This window comes from Arthrobacter sp. UYEF3 (assembly GCF_040546245.1).
Classification (GTDB): domain Bacteria; phylum Actinomycetota; class Actinomycetes; order Actinomycetales; family Micrococcaceae; genus Arthrobacter.
In genome coordinates, this window is the sequence record NZ_JBEPNK010000011.1 from 65,271 (window position 1) to 91,282 (window position 26,012).

The window sequence follows — 26,012 nt, forward strand, 5'->3', positions numbered from 1 at the left end:
GGAAGAAGACCCACCATGAACACGAACTTCATCGACCTCACCGACCGTCTGACCTCACCGGACACCGGCATCGAACCCGCCCTCTGGCTGCCCCTGCTCCATCTGCTCTCGCTGGGCGATCCCGTGGCCATCGCGGACCTCGCCGCCGTCACCGGCCGCACCGTACCGGAGATCAGTGCCGCGCTGGCCGCGGTCCCGGACACCGAGTACGACGGAGACGGACGCATCATCGGGCAGGGCCTGACTCTGCGCCCCACCCCGCACCGGCTGGAACTCGGCGGCGAACAGCTCTACACCTGGTGTGCCCTGGACACCCTGATCTTCCCGGCCCTGCTCGGCACCACCGCACGGATCGAATCAACCTGCCACGCCACCGGGACCCCGGTCCGGCTCAGAATCGGCGCCTCCGGCGCGGCCGGCGTGGAGCCGGCCACGGCCGTGGTCTCCCTGGTCAACCCCGAGGACATGAGTTCGGTACGGTCGGCGTTCTGCAACCAGGTCCACTTCTTCGCCTCACCCGAGGCGGCACAGCCCTGGCTCGCCGCCCACCCGGGCGGCTCCGTCGTTCCCGTCGCCGAAGCCCACCGGATCGGCACGGCCATGGCCGGGGCCCTGCTCGATGAAACCCTGCCCGCACAGCCTGCCGCCCCCGGAAAGGGAGCACACCGCTGCGCCTGCTAAGGACCCGGCCGGCCTCTGACCCGGAACGGACACCTCAGGACGCCTGCATGCCGGCCCCGGGGCGTCCGCGGCCCGAACCACGGTTTGAGGAACAGCACCCGAAATAACATCCGAGATCAAGGGGAGAGTTATGAGCGAACATTTTGACGTGGCAGTGCTGGGCATGGGACCCGGCGGGGAAGTCGCCGCGGGCCGTCTGCTGAAAGCCGGGAAGAAAGTCGCGGTCATCGAGCGCGAGCTCATCGGCGGGGAATGCGCGTACTGGGCCTGTGTGCCGTCCAAAACCGTGCTCAGGCCACCCGAGGCCCGGACGGAAGTCCAACGCGCGGCCGGGGTGTCCGGTGCGGAGCTGGACTGGGCGGAAACCAGCGACTACCGCGACTACATGATCCGGCATCTGGATGACAAGGACCAGATCGACGGGTACGCACGCCACGGGGCGGTGGTGGTCAAAGAGGAGGCCCGGATCATCGGCCCCGGACGGATCCTGGCCGGAGACCGGGAACTGAGCGCGGAACACATCATCATCGCCACCGGCTCCGAACCGGTCATCCCGGCCCTGCAGGGCCTGGATCAGATCACGGCCTGGACGAACCGGGAAACCTACACGGCCACGACCCTCCCGGAGCGCGCCGTCGTCGTAGGTGGGAGCGCCGTCGGGATTGAGACGGCCACGTTCCTGGCCCGTTTCGGAGTCAAAGTCACCCTGATTCACCGCGGGGACCGGCTCCTGGAACGTGAAGAACCCCGGGCCGGTGAATTGGCCGGCAAATACCTGCCCGAAGCCGGGATCGACATCCGTCTCGGCGTCAGCGCCCGTCGGGGCCGGCGGGCAGGGGGGCAGAGCGTCCTTGACCTCGACGACGGTACCGAGGTAGCGGGCGACGTCGTCATCTTCGCCACCGGCCGCACCCCGCTCACCCAGGACCTGGGGTTCGAGCAGGCAGGCGTGGTCCTGGGTGACCGCGGGCAGGTACACGTCGATGAACACTGCCGCGCCGCCGGCAACGTGTGGGCGATCGGGGACGTCACCGGCATCATGGCCTTCACCCACGTCGCGAAATACCAGGGCCGGATCGCGGCCGACGCTATTCTGGGCAAACCCCGGAAGGCCTTCTACGAGGGTATTCCCCGTGTCGTGTTCGCCGACCCGGAAATCGCCGCCGCCGGCCTCACCCGGGACCAGGCCGGACAGCAGGGCCTGAATACAGCTGCGACGGAGATCGAACTCGCCGCAGCCATTACCCGACCCTGGACCTACGAACGGGATCCCCGCGGGCACCTGGGCCTGCTGGCCGATACCGACCGCAAGGTCCTGATCGGGGCCTGGGCGGTGGCTCCGATGGCCGGGGAATGGATCCACCAGGCCTCCCTGGCCATCCGCGCAAAGATCCCCATCGACACCCTGCGGGACCAGGTCGCCCAATACCCGACCTACAACGAGGCCTACCAGGCTGCCCTGGACAAACTCGACATCTAGCCGGCCGCACGCAGCCCCGGGACGCCGGTGGTCCCGGGGGAATCATGCATTACGGGCTCGCGCTGAGCTGGTCACCCCTGTATGTGCTGCTGCGCCGCAGGACAGGCATGGGAGTGGTCGGCGCCGGCCTGCTCACCGGGACGGCGATGTCGCTGATCGCGGATGAAACCATGACACCTCTGGCCGGGTTCAGCGCCCCCAACGGCGCCTACCCGCTGGTGACCCATCTACGCGGTTTTGCCGCCCACCAGGTGTTCGGGCTCGCCGTCGCGGTTACCTGCGAAGCGGTCTGGGCGCTGCGCGGACGCCGCCCATGAACCCTCTAACGATCTCAAGCACCCCAGGGCGCAGCTGAGCGCTGGCCGGTGCATCGACGGCGCCGGGGCCGGGGCCTGTTCATCAACGCAACGACCCGGCGCCCGCTGAATCCGGCCTCACGCCGGCGGGACATCGTGTGAGACGGGCGGGGTCGTGCGGTTCAGTTCGGCGTCGGTGTCGGAGCGGGTGGCGTCGGCCGCGTGCAGTCCGGTTGCGGGTGCGCAGCAGTCGTCTTCAGGCTCCTTCCGCATCGGCCCGGCCGTACGCCGGCGCGTCCAGAGGGCCGCCAGCAGCACGGCCGCGGCGAGGGAGATGGCGAGAACAGCGATGACGGCGGTATTGGCTCCGATGAACCCGGTCGCTGCCGAAGATAAGATGTTCATCCCTCCGGCGATGCCCTGGTTGGGCTGGCCGGTGACCAGCGCCGGCGCCCAGTACGCGACAAGATAAGCCCCGGAAAGCACGAGCACGGCTCCGCCGACACGGGGCAGGTAGCGCGATGCCCGGTGCAGTCCTTTGGCCAGGGCGCCGCTGGCCAGTGCCGAGGAGAGCGCCAACAGGATCAGGACCATGCTCGCCCCGGCGGCGTAGGCCACAAACACCGAAACCAGGGCAGTGATGCTGTTCGCCGCCAGGGCCTGGGCGATGACCGCGAGCAGCACCGCCAGCGTGCAGGAGAGCGAGGCAACGGCGTAGGCGGCCCCGAAGGCAACCATCGAGCCCGGCCCGCGCCCCGGGCGGTTCATCCGGTTCGAGTTCAGGCTCAGACCCACGCGGCGGCCGGCGAGCATCGCGATACCGACCCCGGCGAGCAGGACCCCGATCAAGACGGCCACCCACGGTACGGCGCCGATGATGCTGCGCAGCCCAAACGCAACGAGCAGGCCCGTCACGGTGAAGATCCCGGCGAATCCGAGGCTGACCAGCAGCCCAGCGCCAAGGCCGCTGAGTGCCCGGCGGAGCAGCCCCGGACCTCCGGAGCCGGGGGCCGTGTCGTCACGACCGATGTAGTAAGCAAGGAAAGCCGGAAGCATGGCAAATCCGCACGGGTTCACGGTCGAAAGCATGCCGGCACCGAAAGCGAAGGCGAGTGTTCCTGTCATGCGGCGGTCCCTCCTAAGAGCCGGCGGCCGCGATGGCCTTGGCAGTTTCGTCGGCCGAAGGATCCACGCCGCGGTAGATCTCCTTGCCTGAAGAGCTCAGGACGACCGTCGTCCCGAGGGAATCGACGCTGAAGTGTTTCAACAGGGTTCCGTCATCCCGCACCAGCGTTACCGGCGGGTTGCCGACAGAGACGATGAACTGGTTCAGAACCTCGGTCGGCTCGCTGGGATCAAGATCGACGGTAATGACCTGCGCGCCCGGGGCGGCCCTGGCCAGGCCCGAGGCAACATTCTTGACCCCGGCGGCGCATGGCCCGCAGGAGGCTGTGAAGAAATAGATGACGGTCGGGTGACCCGTCGGAAGCGTCAGCAACGAGCCGTTAAGGGTCTTCACCGTGACGGACGCAACCGAGGACCCCGAACCGGCACTGGCGGGGTCGGCGCTTGACGAAGCCGCGGCACCCGGCGGCGCGCCGGTACCGGTAGTGGAGCTGCAGCCGGCCAGCAGTATTGCGGCCAGCACGGCGCCCATCAGCGCGGCAGCCCGCATGGCCGGTCGGTGGCGGAGGTAGCGCCGTGTCGGACGGGCTGCTGACGGTGCTTTGGGAACGGTCATGGTCGGCCGTTTCTTCCGTTCGCGGATGAAGTGCCCCGGCCCCCCGGTTGCTGCCCGGAACCATTGGCCCCGGTCTTCTCCGGGCCGCAGCAGTCAGCCATCTTCGGGGAAGGACCTTCAGCAGCGGATAACCCGCCGTCGGAGTGCCCGTTCAGTACTTCACTTGCCCGCGCACGGGCGCGACGGCGGCGGCCCACAGTAAACGCCACGGCTCCTGCAACAATGAGCGCGCCGAGCCCAAGGACGACAGGATTGCCAAGCACCCCGCCCGCCAGGGCGAGACCACCCCCGGCGATCAGAAGCGGGCCGGCACAACAGATGACGGCCAGGGCCACGGCCCCGACAGCAACCAGAATTCCACCTGTTCCCCCCGAAGGGGCTGACGGACGATCAGACATACGGTTTCTCCTCAAGACGGAAAACAATTCCCCAACACCAGTGTCGACCTTCCACCAGAGGGGAAGGTCAACCCCTTTGCGGGGCGAGCACTCCAGCGAACCAGCGAATCCGTGGCTTCCCGAACGCAACGAGCCGGAGTTAATAACCACCAGCCGCCCCTTTACGACGGCCTGACACGAAGCAGCAATCAAAGCTGCGGGACGCTTGTGTCATCGGGCTCCGCGAGTCACGCTCCTGACAACGGCTTTGTTTCGTCCTGGTCCCTGCGCACGTGCTGGGGTGTTGCCGTTTGGACGAGCAGTTCAGACGACTTCGGATATTCCGTGCAGTCGTCTTCTGAAACTGACAAACGCATTCCCCCGGCAGCACGCACGCAACCGCACTGCCGGGCATGGCTGCCGGTTTCCGATTCGAACCATCCTTGGAATCCTTCGTTTCCAAGAACGATGACGGCGCCGTTGTGCCAACGAAGCTACCAGTGGACCTCGGCCTGTCGGGGCGGGGACAATACATGCATGAGACTAGAGCTGCTCCATATTGATGAGTGTCCCAATGCGGTCAAAGCGCACGAGCGACTTGAAGCAGCTTTGACCGCCTTGGGTCGCACCGATGTTGAAGTTCTGATGCAACTTCTAGAGTCCGAATCAGATATTGAGGGCACCGGATTTGCGGGTTCGCCGACGATCACTGTCGACGGATCCGATATCTTCCCGGATGGAGCATCCACCAACGATTTGCCTGCCGTATCTACATGACTCCCAGTGGCTATGCCGGCCTGCCCACGATTGAGCAGCTAACGAAAGCCCTCAGGGATCGTGGACTCTGATTCCGCCACTTGCTCGTGCTGCGGCAGAGTGCTGCAGCGCCGGAAATTGCATGCCCTTGGGTCTGAGCCTTCCTACATATGCCGGCGGTGTGGCCTGTGGGTTGCCATCCGGCTCCATCGGGATAGCCCCGGGCAACACTGAATACGACGCTGCACTGGCCGGGTAGCCACTCCACATCGGGCAAGATGCCGGCGTCCGGCTGCGGTAGCGACCGGCAGGCGATGATGGATCCATGACGATCGCAAAATCCGTACTGCTTTTCATTCTTGCCGCTGCTGCCGAGATTGGCGGGGCATGGCTCGTATGGCAGGCCGTGCGGGAGGGCAAGCCATGGTGGTGGGCAGGGTTCGGGGTGATCGCCCTGGGCGTATATGGATTTGTTGCCACGCTGCAGCCTGACGCCCATTTTGGCCGGATCTTGGCCGCCTACGGTGGAGTGTTCGTGGCAGGGTCTCTTGCCTGGGGCATGGTTTTTGACGGTTTCCGCCCCGACCGCTGGGATTTAATCGGTGCCGTAGTCTGCCTGGCAGGTGTCGCCATCATCATGTTCGCACCCCGGAACGCCAGCTGAATTCGAGGAGCCGCTGGACAGCGCCTCCCTTGTCCGAAGATGGCACAGGCTCAAGGCACCGTCCGGTGAAATACCTGACCAGCCGCCTGTCTCGGTGCAGCTCCAGCTGCGAAGGGTAGGTCATGTATATCGCTAGATAAAGGGGATCCCTATACCGACTTGCCCGGCTATCGGATCGGTTGGTTGAGGCTTAGCTGCCGGGCCTGGAAGTCGAAGTGAAGTGTGGGGTATGCGTAGACGTTATTGAGTGTCATGGTCGGGGCGAAGAACGGGTCCCATCTGTCCGGAAACGGCATTGCCCGGGTCAGGGACCTGGTGCTCTCCCGTTCGAGCCGGCGGGTGATGGCGGCGATGGTCTTGTCGAGTTTCCGGCCCATCCGATGCTTGTTGTAGACGAGGGCTGCGGCCCGGGAGCCCCAGTAATTCACGGCGTCGAACGGGCGCGTTCCCGCGTTGAGGACGGCGGCGAAGGCCTTACCGACGGGCGTGGGGAGCCTGCTGATGACATGGACCATCGGCAGCAGGGCGCGGACGATCATGTATCCGAAAACCATGTGGAAGAGCAGTTCTTCGTTGGTTCACCGGGTTCCGTTGCTCCTGCGTCGAAGATCCGCGGCCGTCGCGCTCTCCAGCCAGGCGTCGAGGGCGTGGAGGGCGCGGCTGTATCCGGCCAGGATTTCTGCCTTGGTTGGTTCCACGTCGTGCCGTCCCCTTCGTCAGGCCGGGATCCGGATGAGGTCCGGTAGGTCCAAAATACGTTGTCTCTGGCCTCATTATGGGTCGTGACAGGGCGACGCCGGAGCGTTTGACAGCAATAAGGGCATAGACGGTAGCCGGCGGGTGCAGACGACTTCTGACATTCCGTGCAGACGACTTCTGAAACTGACAAGTGCGGCTAGGAACTCCGGCGGCTCCGAGTGTCTTGCCACCGTGTATCGCAGCCTCCTGCTAGTTTTGCTGACATGAGCATTGGTTGCAAGACACTTGCGGGGTTTACATGGGAAAACTGATCGGATACGTCCGCGTCTCGACCAGGGCACAGGACTTCGACCGGCAGGTTCGGGACCTGCTCGCAGCCGGTGTGCGACGTGATGACCTCTACACCGACCACGGGGTCAGCGGCGCCCGGGCATCGAGGCCGGCATTCAAGAGGGCGCTGGAAGCACTGCACGAGGGGGACACGCTGGTGATCACCACGTTGGACCGGCTGGGAAGGTCCACGGTGAACATGCTCGGCCTTGCCGAAGAGCTGCGGGCCAGGGGCATCAACCTTCGGGTGCTGAACCTGGGCGGCGGGAACGTGGACACCGGCACCCCGATGGGATCCATGGTCTTCACCGTCATGGCGGCCCTGGCCCAGATGGAACTCGAGATTAAGCGCGAACGCATCAACGACTCCGTCTCCAAACGCCGGGCCGCGGGGAAGGATCTGGGCGGGCGGCGGCAGCAGTTCAGCGACAGCCAGATCAGCAACGCCCGCCGCCTCATCGACGCCGGAGAGGCAGCCACCCACGTCGCCCGTGACCTGGGCATGTCGCGGGCGACCCTGTACCGGCGGATCGGAGAGCTGGATGCCCGGCAATGGATCACCTCTCAGACGCCCTGAGGCAGACCGGCACCGTGGCCCCCGCACCGGCCGGCTCACCCTTTCGGCCCTTTCGGCCCCAGCTGATGCCAAGCCGCCACGGCGCCTTCCGCATTTGAAGCCAACTGTTGCCCCTGCCAACGATCGCCCATAGGCTCATCCATGTGAGTGGCGGGGACGGTATTCCGAGAAGCGGAACCGCCCAGCGACCCGTGAAGGAAATCAAGCATGGCAACAGGTACTGTCAAGTGGTTCAACTCCGAAAAGGGCTTCGGTTTCATTGCCCCTGACGACGGAAGCGCTGACGTGTTCGCACACTATTCGGCAATCGCATCCAGCGGTTACAAGTCCCTGGACGAGAACCAGAAGGTTCAGTTCGACATCACACAGGGCCCCAAGGGCCCCCAGGCTGAGAACATCCAGCCGCTCTAGCAGTCCCCGAGAGACTGGTCAGCCCTTGCGGCCGGCCAGTCTCTTGCTGTGTCCGGGGGCGAGAGTAAAACATCTGGCACGATGACGTTAATCCGGGCGATAACCGCCGCACAGCCTTTGGACCCGTTGCGACAAATCAGGCGACACTAGGCTGATTCCGGAGAATCGTCATTCAGCGCCTCATCCTCGAGCTGCTGGAAGGTCCGGCCCGTGGCAGTCTTCCAGGTAATCCTTCCGTTGATGCTGCCGCCTAAAACCACCGCGCCAGCGGTGCTAGGACTGCTGAACAGCTGGTCCTTAACGAAGACGTAATCGTCACCGCGAATATCGACCACGCCCTGCTCAACTAGGTCAAGGCGCCGGCGCAGGAGAGAGGCCGGCAGCGAGGGGCGAGCCACAGCCTTGCCCGCCGACCCGGCGAGAACAAGGAGACCTTCCGTAGTTGGCCTTGCTCGGGCTTCAGTCCCGCCTTCCCGGAAGATCAGCGTCTCGACCGCATCGTTGCCGCCGCCGCTGGGGCCGGCCAACCGGATCTCCCGGACAGGCTCAAGAATTGGGTAGCCGAGGGTTGTTAGGAGGACGGAGATGGTCTCCAGATACTCGCGGCAGTCCGATTCGAGAGGCGCCGGCGTATGCGGGTTTGAGGCGTCATTGGCGTTGTGCAGTTCGTAGCGCCCGGCTTCCGTGGCCCTTCTTATGGCTTGCCATTCCATGTATCCCGTGTGTGTGTTCGTCCAGGCATTGGTGAGAGACACAGCAACCAGGGCGTGGTCCCAAAAATCCTTTTTGTCCGAGTGCTGCTTTAGCCTGTCGCCGATGTTTCCGCTCTGGCCTATGTAGCAGGATGGCCTGCCCGAGGGCGATGACCCAAACAGGAAGTAGACGCCCACCTGCTTGGATTCAGGCATTTCCCGGAAATCGCGGAGCAGAGGGCGCGGCACCTCGAATACGCGCACCGTTCGCGTGGTGATCTCAGCCATGCGGATGCCGGCAGGGTCACCCTGCGGCAGGTAGATCTGAATTGTCTGGGGTAGCGCCCTATTCCGAAGCATGCGTAGATCCTTCCACAGCGGGAGTAAGGAAGCTGTTCGTTCGTGGTGCGGGTGCCGTCATTTCGACACGAAAGATCGACCGCTGGTTTAGGCGGCTCCGGACACGGAGGCACTCGATGTCGTCAATATCGGCCGTCGTTTTGACCGAAGTCGCCTGCCCCAGGCGTCATGTTATGCCGTCCCAGACTTCTATTTATCCCGCAAGATTTGTCGATTGGAGACTACTTGTTGTTGGACGGGGTTTTGAGACAGCAAGGGTACGTGTTGATCCGCGAGTTCCTCGGCCCTCCCGACGCCACCTCAAAAGGGGCCCAACTGTCTAAGTAATGGATCGTTTTTGAGAAATGCATCGCGGTGTATCCGTGCCCGCGACAGCGACCGATTCGGACCTTTTACGCACGTCGAGGTCCCTCGACAGTACGGATGCCTCCGTTTGGATGCGTCACACCAGACACAATCAACTGCGGATAGTCGGTCCTACTGTGTAGATTGACCTTGTGGCAAGAGTCTCTATCAATCCGAACGTTTTACGTTGGGCAATAGCGGACGCCGGTGTGGAACTCGCCGAGATTTCCGAGGAGACGCACAAGCCCTTGTCCCTGGTGGAGGGGTGGCTTTCGGGAGAGGTAGAGCCTCACGGCGGCGACCTCAAGGTAATCGCCCAAGTTGTGGGCCGATCACCATTGTTTTTCTCCCTAAAGAATCCCCCTATTCGTTCCCTCCCATCCGCTTCGTTCCGCAAGCCAATTGGCAGGGATGCCCACGAACGACCGCTAAGCAGCGTGGAACAAAAATTTCTGCGATTGGCCGAGCGACAGCAAAAAATTGCTGTCTGGGCCGCCGAGAAGCAGGGTGAAGACCTCCTCAAACTCCCTCCACTTCACCTGTCAGATGAGGAGACCGCCGAGGCAGCACGAATTTGGCTGCAGTGGTCCCCAGATGAACAAGTCCGCGCTTCATCCAAAGCAGGTGCGTTCTCGGCCCTGAGGAACCGGGTCGAAAGTCGCGGCGTGATGGTGAGTCTCCAGGACATGGGGACCGATTCCTGTCGAGGTTTCTCTATACCCAGCTCCCTCATCCCGATGATCGTTGTGAACAAGAGCTTCAAGCTAGGTTCGGTCAGAAGCTATACGCTGCTTCACGAACTCGCGCACCTCATACGGGGTGAGGAGGCGGTCTGCGACTCTCCGGATGACCGCACTGAAAAATGGTGCGACAAGTTCGCTGCCGTATTTCTCATGCCTGAGGACCATCTGCGCAGGTACAGCGACAAGTGGCTGAAGAAGAGCTGGTTCGAAGCGAACGATATCGACAGCGTCCGAAGAATCTCCAAGAGGTACAAGGCCAGCTATCACGCTGTTGCCATACGTCTCAAAGAGCTGGGGATGGCGGGACAGGACCTAGTTGACGCAGTGCGTCGGGGCCAACTGGAGCTTCCGGAGTCCGGCGGTGGAGGTGGCGAACCGCAGACGACGCCCGTAATTCGTCTTCGTCAATATGGGGCAGTTTTCACTCGTCTGATCACCACCAGCGTCGAGCACGGCGATATTAACCCGTTGGATGGCCAGAAGTACCTTGACGTGGCACGAAGCGAGTTCCTGGAGATGTCCTCGCGCGTTAGGCGGGCCGAGTGACCCACCGCTTCATCATTGATACACATGCCCTCCGATATCTAAGCAACGCTGCAGGATCAAATCTTGCCTTCTTCGAACCCCTGACGGACCTCGTGGACGCCCACCGGCTCTCGTTTCCCCACGCTGTGGTCAAGGATTGTAAGAAGTTCTGCAGAGATGAAACCCTCTGGGTTTGGGTCAACGTGGCAGAAAAATTGCGTGTGAACAACGGCGATGTCAAGCAGTCATACACGGAACAGGTTCTGGACAAGTGCTTGAACCTTTTTGACGAGGACGACTTGAGCGAAGACCAGGCACCCGTAAGAGCAGCGGCGATGGGTCTTCATTTTCAGGATCTTTATGGTGCGGACAACGTCACCGTAGTAACTGAAGATCGGCTAGATCATCCGTTGCGCATGAACCTACCTGCAGCCTGCAAAGTACTAGGACTCGCGACCTTCAGCGCAACCGAGTTCCTCGCGGAGCTGACTTAGCGTCTCTCCAGTGGTGCCCAGGGAGTATCCGATGCCAAGACGTGCTGTCTTTGTCAGGTAGTGCGATATCCAACTGCCATCAGCGGCCTCGCTCGTTGCCAATCGTCGCAAGAGAGTCTCGCAAAAAAGGAGTAGTGCCCGGGAAGGTTCCGCGACAACTCTCTCTGAGGTCTGCTTCCCAATCCTCGTAACTGGGTACCCCACGTTATCCCGCAGCGCTACCGGGGGGCGATCGTCCGCTTTGGCGTAATCCCATCCATCATTCAGATGCCGTGGGGTCAGCCCAATGCTTAGCCGGTCCCCGCCTATCTCTTGTTCGCCGAAAATTCCAGGATCCACAACGGCGAGAAAATCCGGACGTAGATCCCTTTCAAGTTCGAGAAAATATCGGCTCGTAGTCATTGGCAACGCGCCACTGCCGTATCCGAAGAATGCCAGCGGAGGAACAGGTTTGCCGGAGCGGAGGGCTAGATGGTTATGGGCTGCCTTCTTCTCCGCGAAGTCCGCAACATCCCGTTCAGCCACGGTCGACTTGACCTCAATGGCAAGCAAGACAGTCTCTACAGGATGTAACACCTCGATGGTTTGGGCAAGGAGGGCAGGCTGTTTTCCAGTGTGACTAATGATCAGATCAGTCTGGTTTGACTCGTTGCCATACGAGTCAATAATGATCCCAGTCCCCACGGACACTGAGGTTGGGAGCATACGGCTGAGTAGTGCTGACAGTGCCAGTTCATTTTGCCGTCCCTTTTCACCGTTATGTTGTACCAACCGGCTAAACGAATCGACTTCGATTTGAAGTCGCCTCGAAACCCCAGACCAGTACTTTTCCACTACATCACTCAATCGAATCTCCTGCTCCTAGATTCGACCAAGCTATCTCAGTGATGCCTGATTCGCCTGCTGCGGTCATTGCACTTAAGCCAAGACGGTGACTGTGGCAGTTTGAGGGATGATCATCCCGGCCACATCGACCTCGAATGCCCGGGGTCAAAACCCGAATGAGTCCCTCGACGAGGACGATCTAAGTTGGCGCGGGTTCCCGTCTTTTGAGTGCAGGTCACGCATTGTCCGGGTGCAAAGACTTGCAATTGCGTCGAAGTCAGCGCCGTATCCAAGGCCTCGCAGGTGGGACGGTTTAACGCCCGAGGTTTGATGTATCTTGTTTGGCAAAGGGTATCCATCGCTGTCGTACAGGGGCGACCCGTCATCCCAAGTGCTGTACCCGAGATGCGCCCCGGTATCCGGCGTTTCTGTGGTTATCACGTCAGACTCCACGGCAAGCACAACCGCCGCCCGGCATCGGTGAGAGATCCCACTTGGATAGTCGGGGTCAGGCTGGAGCGGCCCCCGTGGCTTAACACGGTAGAGCGCGGCGGGACCGAGCTTCGCATTCAAAATCGAGTAGTCCAACGCCAGATTGCGATCGATGGTGATGTAAACAAAATCGGGTCGTTGTTGAGCAAAAATCTCGGAAGTCATTTCATCCACGCCGTGGCTAATGCCTGGTGCTTCAGTCCCAGGAATCAGTAGATCCCCAACCGCGCGGCCAGCCGGCCCACCATGCCAATACTCGACTGCCAGATCCTTCTTGTTGGTTCGTTTCTGCTTACCCATGCTGCTGCCTCCTAATGGCCGTCAGTAGAAGTTTGGTGGTTTCACTCCGGGCAACCAGAGAAGGACCTGCACTTAGCACTGCGTGTCGACACTTCCCTTCTTCTCGGACTCAGATCTTGGTATCGCCTCAACAGCATCGTGATACCGGCCTTATATGCCCTGCACAGCCAAGCTGTGCAGGGCTCTCGTGCGTTCGGGACGAGGCCTTAGCGCCCGTATTCGGGTTGTTGCTGGCGGCGCTGTTCCGGCGTCCGCGGTTGGGCGGCTGTGGTGGTGGTGGCCGCCGCGCCTGGTTGTGGCGGGAATGAGGCGTTCATGAGCCGTTGCATCTTTTCCATGCGGCGGTCGATGTCGGCCGGGGGCTCGGGCTGTGCCGGTTCTTCCGTTTTCGCGGCGTCGGCCATGAGCTGGTTGATCCGTGCCGAGTCCGCTTGGGCGGCTTTGAGCGTGTCGGCGTGCTTGAAGGGTTCCGCCAGGGCCTTCTCTGCTTGTTCGACGTGGGTGAGTGCTTCCTGCCGTCGTGCTTCGACGTCGGCTGCCAGCTTTGGGAGCGATGAGACCCTGTTTTCAAGTTGCCTTACGGTGCCAAGGTCGGCGGACAGGAGGCTGCGGCGGGCTATTTGTGTGGTTGCCCTGGGCACTCCTTCGATGCGTACTTCGACGGTTGCCCGGTCCAGGTCCCGGGCCGGCATGAGCCGGGCGCGGAGTTCGTGACCGCCGAGGGTGGCGATGGTTCCGAGCTCGTCGTAGCCGTAGAGATTCATGAGCCGGTGGCCGTGCCTGCCGGCCCACGCCCGGAGCGCTTCGGCCGCGTCCCCGCGGTTCTCGAGGGACTTGCCGTCGATGGTGGCGTTGAAGGCATCCGCTGTGGTGTCGGTAGTCCGCGCCGCTGCTGCCTGGATCAGGGGCAGGTCCTGGGCGGCGGCGTCCGCTGCGGATTGTTCGCCGCGTTTGGTGTGGGCGACAGCAACCATGTTGCGGTTGTAGGCCCGGTCCAGGCGGCTCAGGCGGGCCAGTTTCTGGTCGGCGACGGCTTTCTCCAGGACCAACGGGTTACCGCTGGTGATGGCTTTCGCCTGGGCGAAGTTCAGGGTGTTGTCCCCGATGTCCTCGATTTCGCGCACGTCCAGGCGCCCGCGCATGATCTGGTTGATGAACCGGGACTTTCGTTCGAGCCCTTGCCACATGAAGGAATCGAAGGATTCCTTGGTGACCACCTGGGAGATGCGGACCTCGGGGTTCTGGTTGCCTTGGCGCAGAATGCGGCCGTGGCGTTGCTCGACGTCGGAGGGCCGCCAGGGGGCGTCCATGTCGACCAGGTGCACGGCGCGTTTTTGAATGTTGGTGCCGACACCCATTTTTGAGGTCGATCCCATGAGCACGGCGATCTGGCCGGAGCGTGCGGCGGCGAAGAGCCGGCCTTTCTCGGTGTCGTTCTTGGCGTCGTGGATGAACCGGACCATGTGTTCGGGCACGCCGCGGCGGCGTAGCTGGTCTTTGAGTTCGCCGTAGACGTTCCACCGGTCAGAGGGTGTGCCGAAGTCGCAGAACACCAGTTGCAGGGCTCCGGGCACGGGGTCCGGTTCGCCGGTTTTCGGGTCGGTGTAGATGCGGTCCTTGTGCTCTTCGTACACGCTGGCCAGCAGGTCAACGGTGGCGCTGATCTTGGTCGGTCCCTGCTGGGTCAGTGCGGGATCAACGAGTCTCATGTCCAGGGCGGCTTTGCGGCCGTCTGAGGAGACTTTGAGCATGTTGTCTTCCTCGGCGTCCACGAGCTTTTGCTGGATGCGGTCCACCCGCTGGCCGATGTCCTGGATGTACTCGCGCAGTTCGGGGCTGGGTTCCACGGTGAGCATGTTCGGCTGCCGCAGCCCGTCCCCGGCCCGTGCGGCGAGGGCCGGGACGGGGAGCTTCAGGTCTTCGGCGGTCTTCACGTCCGCGAAGGTGTGGAACATTTTCAGCAGCTCGGGGACGTTCTGGAATTTCGCGAACCGGCTCTTGAGCTTGAACCGGTCACCGCCGGCGACGGAGAGTTCCATTTCCTCGACAACCTGCCCGAAGGTCGCCGCCCAGGTGTTGAAGTCCTGGATTCCTGCAGCCTGGAGCAGGTCCGGGCGCAGGTAGCGCTGCATGACGTACATTTCCGTGACGGAGTTGGCGATGGGTGTTGCTGTGGCTCCGGTGATCACGCGCCGGCCTTCGCGTTGGCGCAGGAACTCTGTCTTCATGTGCAGGTCCGATGCACGGTTGGAGCCCTGGATTCCGGCGCCGGGGATGTTGCTGGGCGTCTCCAGGTTCTTGTAGTCGTGCAGCTCGTCCACCACCAGGTAGTCAATGCCGGTTTCCTCGAAACTGATTCCCTGATCGGCGGGGGTATCGAGCTTGGCTTTGAGGCGTTCTTCCCGTCCCAGGACCACCTTTTCGAGCCGTTTGACGATACTCGCGCTGGACTGTCCGTTCTCCTGGCGGCTGTCCCTGACTGCTTCCAGCTCGGTCCGCGCCTGGGCGACTTCGGCCCTCATGTACGAGGCTTCAGCTTCGGGGCTGAGGCTCACGCGCTGGAACGCGGTGCGGGTCATGACCACGGCGTCCCACTCGTTGGCGGCCGCGCGGGCCACGAACTGCCGACGCTTATCCCCGGCAAGGTCACTCGAGGACGCCGCGAGGATGCGGGCCTGAGGGTAGATCTGGAGCCATTCGCGGGCGAACTGTTCGAGCATGTGGTTGGGGATCACGACGGCGGGCTTGTTGACCATACCCAGACGGCGCAGTTCCATCACGCCCATGACCATCTCGGCGGTCTTTCCCGCCCCGACCTGGTGGAACAGTCCCACGGCAGGCTCGGAGAGCATCCGGGCCACGGCCGCGCGCTGGTGCGGGCGCGGGGAGAAGTCCTTGGCCATACCGGGCAGGGTCAGCCGCTCCCCCTCGGTGCTGTAGTCGCGCAGCACGATGGAATTGAAGCGGCGGTTGTACTCGTCAATAAGACGGGTGGCCCGTTCGGGTTCTTCCCACACCCATTCGCTGAATCGCTCCTGCAACAGCTGGGCTTTTTCCTGGGCCGCAGCGGTTTCTATGGGGTTCAGGATGCGACGCTTGTCCTCGCCTTCGTCCGTGACCCGCACGGGCCGCTGTTCCAGGACCTGTTTGAGGACATCGGAGGCCGACATCCGCTGCGTGCCCCAGTTGCTGGTGGCGGCCAGGGTGTGGCGGTTGGCTTTGACATCCCACATGGAGCCGGCGGCGTTGGAGACGGTGGCGTAGGGATCGTTCAGGATTTCCCGGACAAACTCCTGGTGCGTGCCGGCCTCGATCCAGACCGCACCGAGGCGGGCTTCCACCTCATCCATGCGCAGCGGTTCCGGCATGGCCGAGGCGAGGGCCCGGACGTTGACGGCGAACCGGTCATCGGAGAGCGCGGCCGCCTGGGCCACTTCAAGCTTCTCCCGCACGTTCCCGGACAGGTATTCGGCCCGGGTCTGGAAAGTCTCCTCGGCGCCGGGGATCCGGTAGATGCTCTCCCCCAGGGCGGCCCGGGCGTCGTCAGGGCTGATGCCCAACAGGGATGCGGCGTAGTCCAGGTCAACCTCGCCTACGGTGTCGAGGGTGACGGTGAGGGCTTCTTCTGCCGTGTCCACGCCAAGGACCGGTCGGCGCGGTTGGACCTGACGGGTCGAAAGCAGGGCAGCCGGTGAAGCTGTCTGCGTGGCTTCATCAAAGTTCTCCAACGCCATCACCAGAGGACCGAACGGGTCACGGGAGACGATAGTGACTGCCTTGGGCGTCATGCGGGCCTGGATGGGCTCCTGCGTCTCTTCATCCACGCGCCCTGTGTTCCGGAGCGTGTAGCGGTTGATCGGCCCGTAGGTTTCCGCGTACTGGCCGTAGGCACCCTTCAGGTGCTCACGGAGTCCATCAATGCCGGCGGTGTCCTCGCGACTTTCGGCCTCGGCGGTGAGCAACTGCCGGGCACTGTCGCGCAGCCCCAGCAGGGCCCGGAGTTCAGCGGCCTGCGTCTTGGGCACGGCGAGTTCGGTGTGTGAGCCTTTTTCGACAACGGTGAAGCCGTTGTCGGCGGCGCTGATGTGGCCGTCCCACTCGTGGGCGGCCGCCGGAACATAGGCCGCCCGCTGGCGCTCCTGGTCCGTCGTCCGCTCGGTCATCACCATTCCGGCGGTCCGGGCCTCGCGTACGACGTCGGCCAGGGCTGCGTTCAGCCGGTCCGGGACGGTCGAAAGATCATCGGTGGTCAGCTGCAGGGTTTCGGCCCCGTACATGCCGTGGCTGACGTGCAGCTCGCCCAGGAGCCGTTCGGGGTATTCGTCGAAGTAGGAGTTCAGGCGGTTGATGGTTCCGTCGATCTGCCGGGCGGTGACGGTTTCCCAGAGGGTGGAGGCCGGTTCTTTTCCGGGTTCCCGGCGGCGGAAGATCAGCAGGTCCGTCATGGCATCGGTGCCGGCTGCCTTGCGGTGTGAGCCGGTGGGCAGCCGGACGGCTCCCACGAGGTCGGCCAGCTGGTTCATTTCCCGGCGGGCTGACGGGTTCGTTCCGTCGAGGGTGAAGCTGGACGTCAGCACGGCGACCATGCCGCCGGGGCGGGTTAGTTCCAGGGACTTGAGGATGAAGTGGTTATGAATCGAGTGGCCCCCGGCGTTATGGCGGGGATCGTGCAGGGTGACGTTCGCGAAGGGCACATTGCCGATAGCCAGGTCGAAGTGCCCGGCCGGCAGCTTGGTATCGGCAAAAGACTCGGCCCGGACGGTGGCCGCGGGGTAGAGGGCCTGGGAGATGGCCGCGGTGGTCGGATCCAGTTCCACACCGGTCATCTCGGCGGCGTCCGGGGCAAAGCCCATGAACGTACCCACACCGGATCCCGGTTCAAGGACCGTGCCCCCGGTGAAGCCCAGCTCCTGGACGGCGGACCACATGGCCCGCACGTAAGCGGCGTCCGTGTAGTGGGCGTTGATCGTGGTCCGGCGGGCCGCGTCGTACTCGGCCTCGCTCAGGAGGCTGCGAAGATGCTCGCGGTCCCCGGCATATTCCTCGCGGGTCTCATCGAAAATTTGGAAGACGCCTTGCGCTCCCCAACTCCCCCACCGCGCCAGTGACGCTTTCTCAGCCTCCGTGGCCGGACGCTCCTCGCCGTGCAGCGTCCGCAGCACGTCGAGGGCTGCAAGGTTCGCCCGAATGCGGCTCCGGGCACCCGATGGTGCAAGGTCGTCTTGGGATGAGGGGCGGAACCTGTGGGGATCGGTGTCTAGAGTTGTTCCCTGAGCTTCTGCACCTCGGCCATAAACTCCAGGTGTTCCTGGATACTCGGGTTCACGTACTCGTCCGCCTCGTCCTCCGTCTCCGGTGGCGAGAGCAGGTCGTAGCGGACGATCTCCTCTGCCTGGTTCCGTGCCACGTTCAATCGGCCGACCTTCTCCAGATATCCCTCGTCCTGCGGGTCCGGTCCTGCGATCTTCAGCAGCAGCCCGTCCACCTGTTCCTGGGCTTCCTCCCCCAGCTTGGTAAAGAAGTCCTCCGGGTCCTGGATCTGGCTGTAGCGCGTCGGGCTTGCTGTCTTCCAGGCTTCCTGAGCCTGCCTGCCGTATTTGTTCATCACGATCCTCCTCTGGTGCCGCCCACAGAGCCTCAAAGCTCAACTGGCCATCTACTTGCTTCTCTCTTCCTCCCACGGTTCCACTCTACTGAAACATTTTCAGTAGAGTGGAACCCTGGCCTCAAACAGCGCCGGCAGTCCGTGAGTCTGTCAGTCCGCGACTCCGTGAGTCTGTCAGTCCGCGACTCCAAAAGTACGTCTGTCTAGAACTCACAGAGTACGAGCATCCCGCCAAACGCCGCGAACATACAGACTCCGCGACTCACCGACTCACAGACGCCGAATGGCCCGCAATGCACCAGGCACCCCTGCACCCCGTAAAGCAGCAACTCCCGAAATCCCGGAGTCGGAGTCGGAGTCTGTTAGTCCCCGACTCCGGAACTCTGTCAGGCTGGGAACTCACAGAGTACGAGCATCCCGCCAAACACCGCGAACAGACAGACTCCGCGACTCACCGACTCACAGACTCCGAATGGCCCACAATGCACCAGGCACCCCTGCACCCCGTAAAGCAGCAACTCCCGAAATCCCGGAGTCCGTTAGTCCCTGACTCCGGAACTCTGTTAGTCGACGAACTCACATTGTGCGAGCACGCCGCCCCAACGCCGCAAAACAGACAGACTCCGAGACTCACCGACTCACAGACTCACAGACTCCGAACGGCCCACAATGCACCAGGCACCCCTGCACCCCGTAAAGCAGCAACTCCCGAAATCCCGGAGTCGGAGTCGGAGTCTGTTAGTCCATGACTCGGGAACTCTGTTAGTCGACGAACTCACATTGTGCGAGCACGCCGCCCCCAATGCCGCAAAACAGACAGACTCCGAGACTTACAGACCAACAGACTCCGAATGGCCCGCGATTCACCTGGCACCCCTGCACCCCCATAAAGCAGCAACTCCCGAAGTTCCGGAGTCCGTTAGTCCCCGACTCCGGAACTCTGTTAGTCGACGAACTCACAGAGTACGAACACACTGCTCCCAAACGCCACCTATAGGCAGCTCCCACCGCAACCACGCCACCGACAACTCGTGTCGATCGTCGGGGATTCGGTGACTAACAGAGTCACAGAGAAACGCACTCAGTGACTCTGTGCCTTTACGGCGATTCTTCCGTCGATGGGGGAGTAGTGCTGGTATTTTTGGCGTAGCGCTTGCCGGCGACTGGAGACGGACGTTTGTTCCGTTATTTGCTGACCCTCGTGGTCCTGCAGTATTGAAGATCTCTTCTACCCGGCGTCGGTCCGAGCGCTCTCAAATCCGATATTAAGGAAGCGATCATGCGGGTTGTAGCAGTCGTCAATCAAAAAGGCGGCGCGGGGAAAACCACTACCGTGATGAATCTTGCCGCCGTTGCCGCGCAGAGCTCGAAAGTTCTCGTCGTCGATGCCGACCCTCAGGGCTCGGTGACGATGTGGGCCACGAATGCAGAAGAACTTCCGGAAAAGGACCAGTTGCAGTTCGACGTCGCAACGGAAACAGATCCTGAAGCGCTCACACAAATGCGTGATCTCGACTACGACACGGTCTTCGTCGATACGCCAGGCAACTTGGAAAACATTCAGGTACTCAAGGCCATTGTTAGCCAGTCTGACTTCATCGTAATGCCGACTGAAGCAACTCCATTGGCACTGCTGCCTCTCGTCTACACATTCGAGAAGATAGTTCAGCCCTCCGGGCTGGACTACAGGGTAGTGGTTACAAAGGCCGATTCGCGTTCCCCACAAGATGCATTGGACGCACAGGAAATGTTGCGAGAGCAAGGGATACTCGTCTGTAACTCCTTCGTTCGTGCATACAAGGCACACGAGCGGGCACCAATGTACGGGACCGTGGTTACCTCCTACGAGAAGAGCCGCAACTCCGAGAAAGCAACTATGGATTACAAAGACGTCGCCCTCGAACTGTTCAGTCTCTGGGCCAAGACCAGGAAGGGCTGACCTCGATGGCTCTCAAAGGTGGATTCAAGAACTTTGCCAACCAGACTCGTGAGATAAAAGACGCTCCTCCAATTGACCTCGGTGTGGAGGCTCCCGCTCTCCATATTGTTCATGAGGCCGCGGCACTGCACGGTGGCTCTAAATCACACTCGCCGACGCAAGTTGCGCCGGCTGCTGAACCTGCACCGCTCGAGGTTAACGGGGGAGTGGAGTCCGAGTCCGAGCAGAAGCTAAAAGACGCGGATGAGGACCCTTTATCACGCCAATCCGCACAAAAGGGCACGGAACCCGTTGTGTCGAGCCATACCCATTACACCGATCTAGTCCGCAAGGAACTAAGGCTGCACACAGACCAGGCCGACCAGCTGACGGTGCTCGCTTCCAAGGTTCAACGCGCCCGCAGGCAAAAGGGGGAGCGAATCACCGACAACACGCTGATCCGTGTTGCCGTAGATCTACTGCTGGAGCGCCAAAAGGAACTTGTGGGTTCCACAGAAGATGAGCTTCGTCTTGCATTGGGCCTAAAACAACGTGCGTAAGTCGAGTTGATGGCTCCTAAGTTATTTAGGCGCACCCGACCTCAGCGAAAGACTGAATCACGTAGTCTGTGAGTCTGTTACTAACGAGCTCACAGACTACGGTACTACCAGGCTACCCATGCTCATTTCGACCAATCATCGTGTGAAAGCCGCGTCACTGAGGGCCCAGTCATCCGGTGGGCCCTCAAATGCTTCCCAGGGATAGTCCTCGCCGGGGGAGAGGAGCTCCGCGACGGTGTTGACGTTTTTGGCCAGCCATTCGCGCCAGAGCATGCGCTCGATCCGGTATCGCTGCAGTTGCGCGGCTACAGCTTCCAGGACCCCGAACTCTTCAGCAAGCTGCCTCAGCGACGTCGCCGCGACGATTGACCAGGCGCGGACGGCGTTCCGTGAGATCAGGTTCCAGGCGGCCAGTATTTCCAAGGCCTCGTGCACGGCGGACCGCGACAGCCGGGTAACCCGGACGATCTCGGCCGTCGACAGCGCGGGGGAGTGCTCCAGTGCTTCATAGACAAACGCAGCCGGCAGGCCAAGTTCCCGGAACACCGGACGCAGGGCGTGAATCTTCCCCTTCTGCCAGGACGCATCTTCAGCCGCGGTCCTCAGTTCTTCGGGGACGGTAAGCATATAGAGGTCCCCCTTCGTCCCGCGACCTTCTTCCACAAGTGTGACCAGAGGATCCCTTTCCGCCCGGAGTGCCCGCAAGTGCAGACCGACCGTGGTGTGATCCAGGCCGGTCGCCACCGCAATGGAGCGGACGCCGAATTCAATGAACCTCGAAGCGGTCAGGTGAGCTGCTTCCCCCAGTGCCCGAAGCACCATTCTCCGCGCCAGACCCGTGCGCGATTCCTGGTAGCTGACTTCCCTGATGCGCAACGCATTGCGCCAGGTCCGAATGAAGCGATGCTCAGCATCGGGACTGGACGAAATTTTGGTCAAGCCTCGTAGTACCGGGGGCTGTGTATTTGGCGGGCTTGTGGGGGATCTACGGACATTGTTATTTCCGCCCCTGATCCCGGGGTTTTTACTCAGATAAGCCATCGCGTTCAGCCAGTCCCGGCGCATCGCCGGAAGCCGGTGCCGGGACGCGTAGCGGGCGTAGAAGGAGGCCAATCCGGGCCAGGTCCCCTGCAGCATCCTGCGTTCGACGTCCACGAGTTCCAGGCCGGCGGCCGCGGCCCCGGTGATAATGGCCTGGCGGGCATCCGAATCGGAGGCATAACGGTTTGCGTCGTAGAGCCCGGTCTGGGCCATCAGCTGCATAGTCCGAGACATCCGCCCGGCGGGGTGCGCGACTTTCGGGGTTTCTGCTGACGAGGGCGTGAAGGTCTGCTCGAGGCGCAGCGCCCGGACGGCGGCGATCTCCCGCGTAAGGTCGGCAGTCATTGCCGCCCAAACGGCGGCGGCGTTGGGCCGGCGGGCGATGTCGTAGGCCATGTTCAGGCTCATCGCCAGTTCCTGGTGGCCGCCGCGCTTGTGCGGAGAACCGGGCGTGCGCATGCAGCCATGCAGGAGGTTCTGGTGCGGGGTCTTGTCCAGGCTCCGGTACCGGGTGCCCAGAGCCTCGACAAGATCACGCGCTTCAGAAAAGGTCACCCGCTGCTCAAGCGGGATGTAGACGTGCCGGCCGCCATTGGGGGAGTAGTCCTCGATCCATCGCGCTCCGCAGGAATGCAGCCATCTCTGCACGGCCCTAACATCAGCCTCGACCCAGTCACGACCGGCAACTGAGGAGTCGAAGTCAAGGAAAATCGCCGCACACGTGCCGTCCTTGCCAAAAATGCGGACCGCCGCCGGGAAAGTAGGGAGCCCCTCCGTGAGAGCCCGCTCATGCTTCTGCGGGTACGACTTTCCCCCGTCGCGGGAAATACGAACGCGGGGCTGGCCGGCAAGCAAGTGAGCTAATGCGGTCCAAGCCTCGGTCGGACGACATGGTGCATACGGCGCGCCCGGACTCTGTGAGTCTGTGCATGCGCGCATCTCGTGGGGTACGATGATGCTAGTCCTCTCAAGGGATAGGAAAATGCCCGGACCGCAAGGTCCGAGTTGATTCTTAAGGGCTCTCTACCTCGTCGCCGGCAAGCAAAAAAGGTATTGAGTCAAATGCTTAGAAGGCCCGCCTCGTGCGGGCCTTCGTCATTTAAGAGGCGATGCGGCCAATGGGCAGCTCCTCCTGAAACTTGTGGTGGTCGTGACGCTCTAGATCGACTTCAAGCTGCTTTGCTACAACCGAGGCCACGTAGTCCGTGATCGTGACGCCCTCCGCTTCCGCCACCTGAGCAACTTGGTCTGCCATCTCGGCAGGAACACGGAAACCAATGTACTTGCGGAGGCCCTTGCTTGGGCGTCCGCCTCCCCGGTGGGCAACAGCAGTCATGTGTCATGTCCTTTGAATCTCGTACAGACTGTCTCCACCTGTACTGGCTCAGTGCTGTAAATCGTCGGTGGCCCTCAACAGTTTTTGGTTACTGTTTTAGGTTCCTCCGAACCTAGCATTCAAGAAACCCGGCCGAGTGGATTTGGTTACTGTAACTAGGGCGTGTCGCTTCAAAAGGGTGGGGTTCCCTGCAGTGAGGCGAAGGCCACTACAAGCCCCTTCGCTCCCGGATCGTGGAGGCGACGAAGCCTGAAACGCCGACTCGAAGTGCGCTCTCCACGGTAGTGACGTCAAAACCGTGTTGTCGCTCGAAATCATTTTTGGCCACATATGGCTTCTGATGTCCTACGAGTTGGGGAGGCGCTGCAGGGCGACGTCCGAACGGGGTCAACCAAAATGCGTCGAGCTCGGTGGTGCTGAATGTGTCCAGGTCTGAGGTCACCGGGCGTTCCTTTCCTTCTTTGACTGCTGCCCTTTTTGGAAGCTTGGTAGGGTGGCTCCTTGCTAAGGCGCGTTTCGCGCTGATCTTCATAGTACATATTACTGAAATAATTTCAGTGGATTACCGGAGCAGACAGGGACATGAAACAGGCCTCACTGACCGCGGATGTCATCGACACCCTGGGACTCCCTGAGTATCCGGACCTGAGCGACTTGGTGAATGTGGTTGAAGCAAAGTACGGCAAACGTCTGGTCTTCGAGGAAGGCACTGTGGACAGCCTTGGGGAAGGTGTCACCGGCCACTGGATCGATACTCCCAGCCATGGCATCGTCCGTTACCTGAAGGGTGCCAGGGCTTGGAGTGTTCACGTCGTGCTGCATGAACTTAGCCACATCCTCTTGGGCCACCAGGGGAAGCCTCTCGACGGGCTGGTCGCAGGGTCATTCTTTTCCGGCATAGGTAAGCGGAACGGTGTCAGCTGGATGTGCCGTGCAGTGGACGTTCCCCTGGACGAGGCTGAGGCTGCAGCCGAAAATCTGGCCTTCGGCCTGGCACGGGTTCTGCATGCCACTCCTGCCAAGGAAGCCACGAAGGCCGAACGCGTGTTTGGCCTATGACGGCCGCGGCGTTTTGGATCCTGGCAACCGTGTTTGCCTTTCGCCTGTATTTTGTCGCTCGGTGGGGCTCCTCAACGGCCTTTCTTGGTGCGATCGGAATAGGTGTCCTGGGCCTCTTTTCGACGGGTGTAGTCGTACCCGAGGCAACCCTTGATGCTGCCCTTGGCGGCGTCAACTTCCTTCATCTTGTTCGCAATTTGTGTGTCACGAGCGCGGTCTGGCTGATACGGGAAGGAATCTTCGCTGCCTACTCTCCGGATGAGAGCTTCCGTTCCCGCTTCAGCCACCGACCCGTTGCTGCTGGCCTCGGAGCAGTTGCGATCACCGTTCCATTCCTGTGCCAGCGCTTCGTCCCGACTTCCTTGAGCTTCGTGCCGGAAAATGTCGAGCAGCTGCCTGTCTTCATCTATGCCGGCGTCTACATGAGCATTTTGGCATTGTTGGCTGTTTCGGTCCTTCGAATTTGCCTCCGGCCTCAGGAAAGCCTGCCCGTCCGCGTGAGTTCCCGGGTTGTTGCATCCGGCATGGCTCTGGTCGCAATCGCGTCCGCCGAAGAGATCGCCTATATGACCGCCATGCACATTGGTGCGGGAAACTCATCTCTCCACCAGGTTCTGTACGTCCTGTTCAGTCCGCTGTTCTACGGCGGGGTTCTGCTGACTTCTCTAGGGCTGGGCGTCCCTCCGCTGGTTAGGGTGTGCCGCCGGCTTCAGCTTTGGGACCGGGCTGCCTTGGTCTTTCTCACGGTCACGCTGGGTAGAGCCTATTGGGGCTTCTCACGTTCCGCGTGGATTGCGGGCATTGCGAGCAGCTTCTTTGCGAAGTACCCCTCCATTCGCCTGTACGAGTACGTGATTCGCTCCAGCGATCACAAGATTGCCCTCTCCGGGCAATCCACACCCCTGCTTGCCGGCCGTGTCTTAGACGCGGTCCAAGCACGATTTGATGGCGGTGTCGGTTCCCTGGAATCAGTGCTGCCGGTAAAGGCACCTCAGTGACAACAGCAACCACGACCCTGACCGCAGAGAGGTCCGCCACGGCCATCGGACGTGTGGCCCGGTCCGCCACCGAGATCGCGCAGCCGCCCCTGGTGTTGTCCCTCCTGCTGATTTTGGCTTCTCTGCTCAGTGACCAGTGGATGGTCTCCGTCTGGTCGGGCATCATCGCTGCCCTTTTCATCTGCCTGGTGCCATTTGGCGTCGTACTGATCCTGGCCAAGAGAGGCCAGCTGACGGACCACCATGTTGGCGACAAGAAACAACGCCGCCCGGTCATGCTCTGGACCTTGGGCTCGTCGCTGCTTGGCTGCGCAATCCTCTCGATCACGGGTGCACCCCAGCCCGTCTGGGGACTAGTTGGTGGCATTCTCTGCGGGATTGTGGCCCTCATTCTGGTCAGTCCGATCTGGAAGATATCGGGCCATGCAATGACGTTGGGCGGCGCGACCGTGTCAGCCGTGCTGATGTTCGGCTGGCTGGGGCTTCCCTTCGTGGTGGCGGCTCCGCTGGTCTGCTGGTCCAGGGTCTATCTCCGGGATCACTCAGCGTCTCAGGTCATCGCCGGGTTCATAACCGGCGTAATCGCCTTCGGAGCCTCATATACTCTCATAATCGGCTGATTTTCACGTGGCATCCCACGAAGCCGCCGAGGCCTGACAAATGGCATCAACGAACACGGAATTAAAAGGAGGGCTGTGACTTCGCTA

25 protein-coding genes are annotated in these 26,012 nt (G+C 61.9%); 14 read left to right on the top strand and 11 right to left on the bottom strand.

The window, feature by feature from the left end; genetic code table 11:
* The first annotated feature begins 15 nt into the window (after positions 1 to 15).
* From merB to ABIB14_RS09895, 3 genes are all read left to right on the top strand, one after another.
* A complete protein-coding gene (merB, locus tag ABIB14_RS09885) occupies positions 16 to 681 on the top strand; it encodes an organomercurial lyase MerB (RefSeq protein ID WP_354235703.1) in 666 nt (221 codons plus the stop codon).
* A 130-nt stretch (positions 682 to 811) separates the two neighbouring features.
* Positions 812 to 2,161 carry a dihydrolipoyl dehydrogenase family protein gene (locus ABIB14_RS09890; RefSeq protein WP_354235704.1) on the top strand — a complete coding sequence of 450 codons (1,350 nt, stop codon included), beginning with the start codon at positions 812 to 814 and terminating at the stop codon, positions 2,159 to 2,161.
* A gap of 44 nt (positions 2,162 to 2,205) precedes the next feature.
* The gene (locus ABIB14_RS09895) at positions 2,206 to 2,478 is read left to right on the top strand and encodes a hypothetical protein (RefSeq protein WP_354235705.1); all 273 of its coding nucleotides are present in this window, start codon (positions 2,206 to 2,208) and stop codon (positions 2,476 to 2,478) included.
* A gap of 117 nt (positions 2,479 to 2,595) precedes the next feature.
* Here ABIB14_RS09895 and ABIB14_RS09900 read toward each other — a convergent pair whose 3' ends face one another.
* Genes ABIB14_RS09900 through merT form a run of 3 tightly spaced genes read right to left on the bottom strand, consistent with a single transcriptional unit; the run spans position 2,596 to position 4,596 of the window.
* Complete coding sequence (locus ABIB14_RS09900) at positions 2,596 to 3,582, bottom strand: cytochrome c biogenesis CcdA family protein (RefSeq protein ID WP_354235706.1); 987 nt, start codon at positions 3,580 to 3,582, stop codon at positions 2,596 to 2,598.
* Between the two features lie 13 nt (positions 3,583 to 3,595).
* Positions 3,596 to 4,198, bottom strand: a complete 603-nt coding sequence (locus tag ABIB14_RS09905) for a TlpA family protein disulfide reductase (RefSeq protein ID WP_354235707.1) — start codon at positions 4,196 to 4,198, stop codon at positions 3,596 to 3,598.
* Complete coding sequence (gene merT, locus ABIB14_RS18760) at positions 4,195 to 4,596, bottom strand: mercuric ion transporter MerT (RefSeq protein WP_502909642.1); 402 nt, start codon at positions 4,594 to 4,596, stop codon at positions 4,195 to 4,197. The genes ABIB14_RS09905 and merT overlap by 4 nt, the downstream gene beginning before the upstream one ends.
* Positions 4,597 to 5,112: 516 nt before the next feature.
* Here merT and ABIB14_RS09910 point away from each other — a divergent pair.
* Both ABIB14_RS09910 and ABIB14_RS09915 read left to right on the top strand, forming a co-directional pair.
* Positions 5,113 to 5,352, top strand: a complete 240-nt coding sequence (locus tag ABIB14_RS09910) for a thioredoxin family protein (RefSeq protein WP_354235708.1) — start codon at positions 5,113 to 5,115, stop codon at positions 5,350 to 5,352.
* Positions 5,353 to 5,656: 304 nt separating this feature from the next.
* Complete coding sequence (locus ABIB14_RS09915) at positions 5,657 to 5,995, top strand: YnfA family protein (RefSeq protein WP_354235709.1); 339 nt, start codon at positions 5,657 to 5,659, stop codon at positions 5,993 to 5,995.
* A gap of 167 nt (positions 5,996 to 6,162) precedes the next feature.
* On the opposite strand, the gene ABIB14_RS09920 is transcribed toward ABIB14_RS09915, so the two are convergent.
* Entirely contained in the window at positions 6,163 to 6,549 is a 387-nt protein-coding gene (locus ABIB14_RS09920; protein WP_354235710.1) for a hypothetical protein, read from the bottom strand.
* 443 nt (positions 6,550 to 6,992) lie between these two features.
* On the opposite strand from ABIB14_RS09920, the gene ABIB14_RS09925 reads away from it, so the two are divergent.
* Both ABIB14_RS09925 and ABIB14_RS09930 read left to right on the top strand, forming a co-directional pair.
* Complete coding sequence (locus tag ABIB14_RS09925) at positions 6,993 to 7,601, top strand: recombinase family protein (protein WP_354235711.1); 609 nt, start codon at positions 6,993 to 6,995, stop codon at positions 7,599 to 7,601.
* 207 nt (positions 7,602 to 7,808) lie between these two features.
* Entirely contained in the window at positions 7,809 to 8,012 is a 204-nt protein-coding gene (locus tag ABIB14_RS09930; RefSeq protein ID WP_069951488.1) for a cold-shock protein, read from the top strand.
* Between the two features lie 146 nt (positions 8,013 to 8,158).
* On the opposite strand, the gene ABIB14_RS09935 is transcribed toward ABIB14_RS09930, so the two are convergent.
* The gene (locus tag ABIB14_RS09935; protein WP_354235712.1) at positions 8,159 to 8,992 is read right to left on the bottom strand and encodes a GIY-YIG nuclease family protein; all 834 of its coding nucleotides are present in this window, start codon (positions 8,990 to 8,992) and stop codon (positions 8,159 to 8,161) included.
* 569 nt (positions 8,993 to 9,561) lie between these two features.
* On the opposite strand from ABIB14_RS09935, the gene ABIB14_RS09940 reads away from it, so the two are divergent.
* Both ABIB14_RS09940 and ABIB14_RS09945 read left to right on the top strand, forming a co-directional pair.
* The gene (locus ABIB14_RS09940) at positions 9,562 to 10,698 is read left to right on the top strand and encodes an ImmA/IrrE family metallo-endopeptidase (RefSeq protein WP_354235713.1); all 1,137 of its coding nucleotides are present in this window, start codon (positions 9,562 to 9,564) and stop codon (positions 10,696 to 10,698) included.
* The gene (locus tag ABIB14_RS09945) at positions 10,695 to 11,171 is read left to right on the top strand and encodes a hypothetical protein (protein ID WP_354235714.1); all 477 of its coding nucleotides are present in this window, start codon (positions 10,695 to 10,697) and stop codon (positions 11,169 to 11,171) included. Before ABIB14_RS09940 ends, ABIB14_RS09945 begins: the two co-directional genes overlap by 4 nt.
* Here ABIB14_RS09945 and ABIB14_RS09950 read toward each other — a convergent pair.
* The 4 genes from ABIB14_RS09950 to ABIB14_RS09965 all read right to left on the bottom strand — a co-directional run bounded on the left by ABIB14_RS09950 (position 11,121) and on the right by ABIB14_RS09965 (position 18,393).
* Positions 11,121 to 12,017 carry a DUF6602 domain-containing protein gene (locus ABIB14_RS09950; protein ID WP_354235715.1) on the bottom strand — a complete coding sequence of 299 codons (897 nt, stop codon included), beginning with the start codon at positions 12,015 to 12,017 and terminating at the stop codon, positions 11,121 to 11,123. The two genes, ABIB14_RS09945 and ABIB14_RS09950, sit on opposite strands and share 51 nt — an antisense overlap.
* Positions 12,018 to 12,161: 144 nt before the next feature.
* A complete protein-coding gene (locus tag ABIB14_RS09955) occupies positions 12,162 to 12,788 on the bottom strand; it encodes a hypothetical protein (RefSeq protein ID WP_354235716.1) in 627 nt (208 codons plus the stop codon).
* Between the two features lie 206 nt (positions 12,789 to 12,994).
* Positions 12,995 to 17,950, bottom strand: a complete 4,956-nt coding sequence (locus ABIB14_RS09960) for a helicase-like domain-containing protein (protein ID WP_354235717.1) — start codon at positions 17,948 to 17,950, stop codon at positions 12,995 to 12,997.
* Between the two features lie 95 nt (positions 17,951 to 18,045).
* On the bottom strand, positions 18,046 to 18,393 hold the full coding sequence (locus ABIB14_RS09965) for a TnpV protein (RefSeq protein WP_354235758.1): 348 nt from the start codon (positions 18,391 to 18,393) through the stop codon (positions 18,046 to 18,048).
* Positions 18,394 to 19,672: 1,279 nt separating this feature from the next.
* On the opposite strand from ABIB14_RS09965, the gene ABIB14_RS09970 reads away from it, so the two are divergent.
* A complete protein-coding gene (locus ABIB14_RS09970; protein WP_354235718.1) occupies positions 19,673 to 20,332 on the top strand; it encodes a ParA family protein in 660 nt (219 codons plus the stop codon).
* Positions 20,333 to 20,337: 5 nt separating this feature from the next.
* Positions 20,338 to 20,871, top strand: a complete 534-nt coding sequence (locus ABIB14_RS09975) for a hypothetical protein (RefSeq protein ID WP_354235719.1) — start codon at positions 20,338 to 20,340, stop codon at positions 20,869 to 20,871.
* A 135-nt stretch (positions 20,872 to 21,006) separates the two neighbouring features.
* Here ABIB14_RS09975 and ABIB14_RS09980 read toward each other — a convergent pair whose 3' ends face one another.
* Positions 21,007 to 22,851, bottom strand: a complete 1,845-nt coding sequence (locus ABIB14_RS09980; protein WP_354235720.1) for a helix-turn-helix domain-containing protein — start codon at positions 22,849 to 22,851, stop codon at positions 21,007 to 21,009.
* A 160-nt stretch (positions 22,852 to 23,011) separates the two neighbouring features.
* Positions 23,012 to 23,248, bottom strand: a complete 237-nt coding sequence (locus tag ABIB14_RS09985; protein ID WP_234754203.1) for a hypothetical protein — start codon at positions 23,246 to 23,248, stop codon at positions 23,012 to 23,014.
* Between the two features lie 582 nt (positions 23,249 to 23,830).
* On the opposite strand from ABIB14_RS09985, the gene ABIB14_RS09990 reads away from it, so the two are divergent.
* Genes ABIB14_RS09990 through ABIB14_RS10000 form a run of 3 tightly spaced genes read left to right on the top strand, consistent with a single transcriptional unit; the run spans position 23,831 to position 25,925 of the window.
* Complete coding sequence (locus ABIB14_RS09990) at positions 23,831 to 24,307, top strand: hypothetical protein (protein ID WP_354235721.1); 477 nt, start codon at positions 23,831 to 23,833, stop codon at positions 24,305 to 24,307.
* Entirely contained in the window at positions 24,304 to 25,305 is a 1,002-nt protein-coding gene (locus ABIB14_RS09995; RefSeq protein WP_354235722.1) for a hypothetical protein, read from the top strand. Before ABIB14_RS09990 ends, ABIB14_RS09995 begins: the two co-directional genes overlap by 4 nt.
* Positions 25,302 to 25,925: a phosphatase PAP2 family protein gene (locus ABIB14_RS10000; protein ID WP_354235723.1), complete on the top strand. Its 624-nt coding sequence runs from the start codon at positions 25,302 to 25,304 to the stop codon at positions 25,923 to 25,925. Before ABIB14_RS09995 ends, ABIB14_RS10000 begins: the two co-directional genes overlap by 4 nt.
* The last annotated feature ends 87 nt before the right edge of the window (positions 25,926 to 26,012 follow it).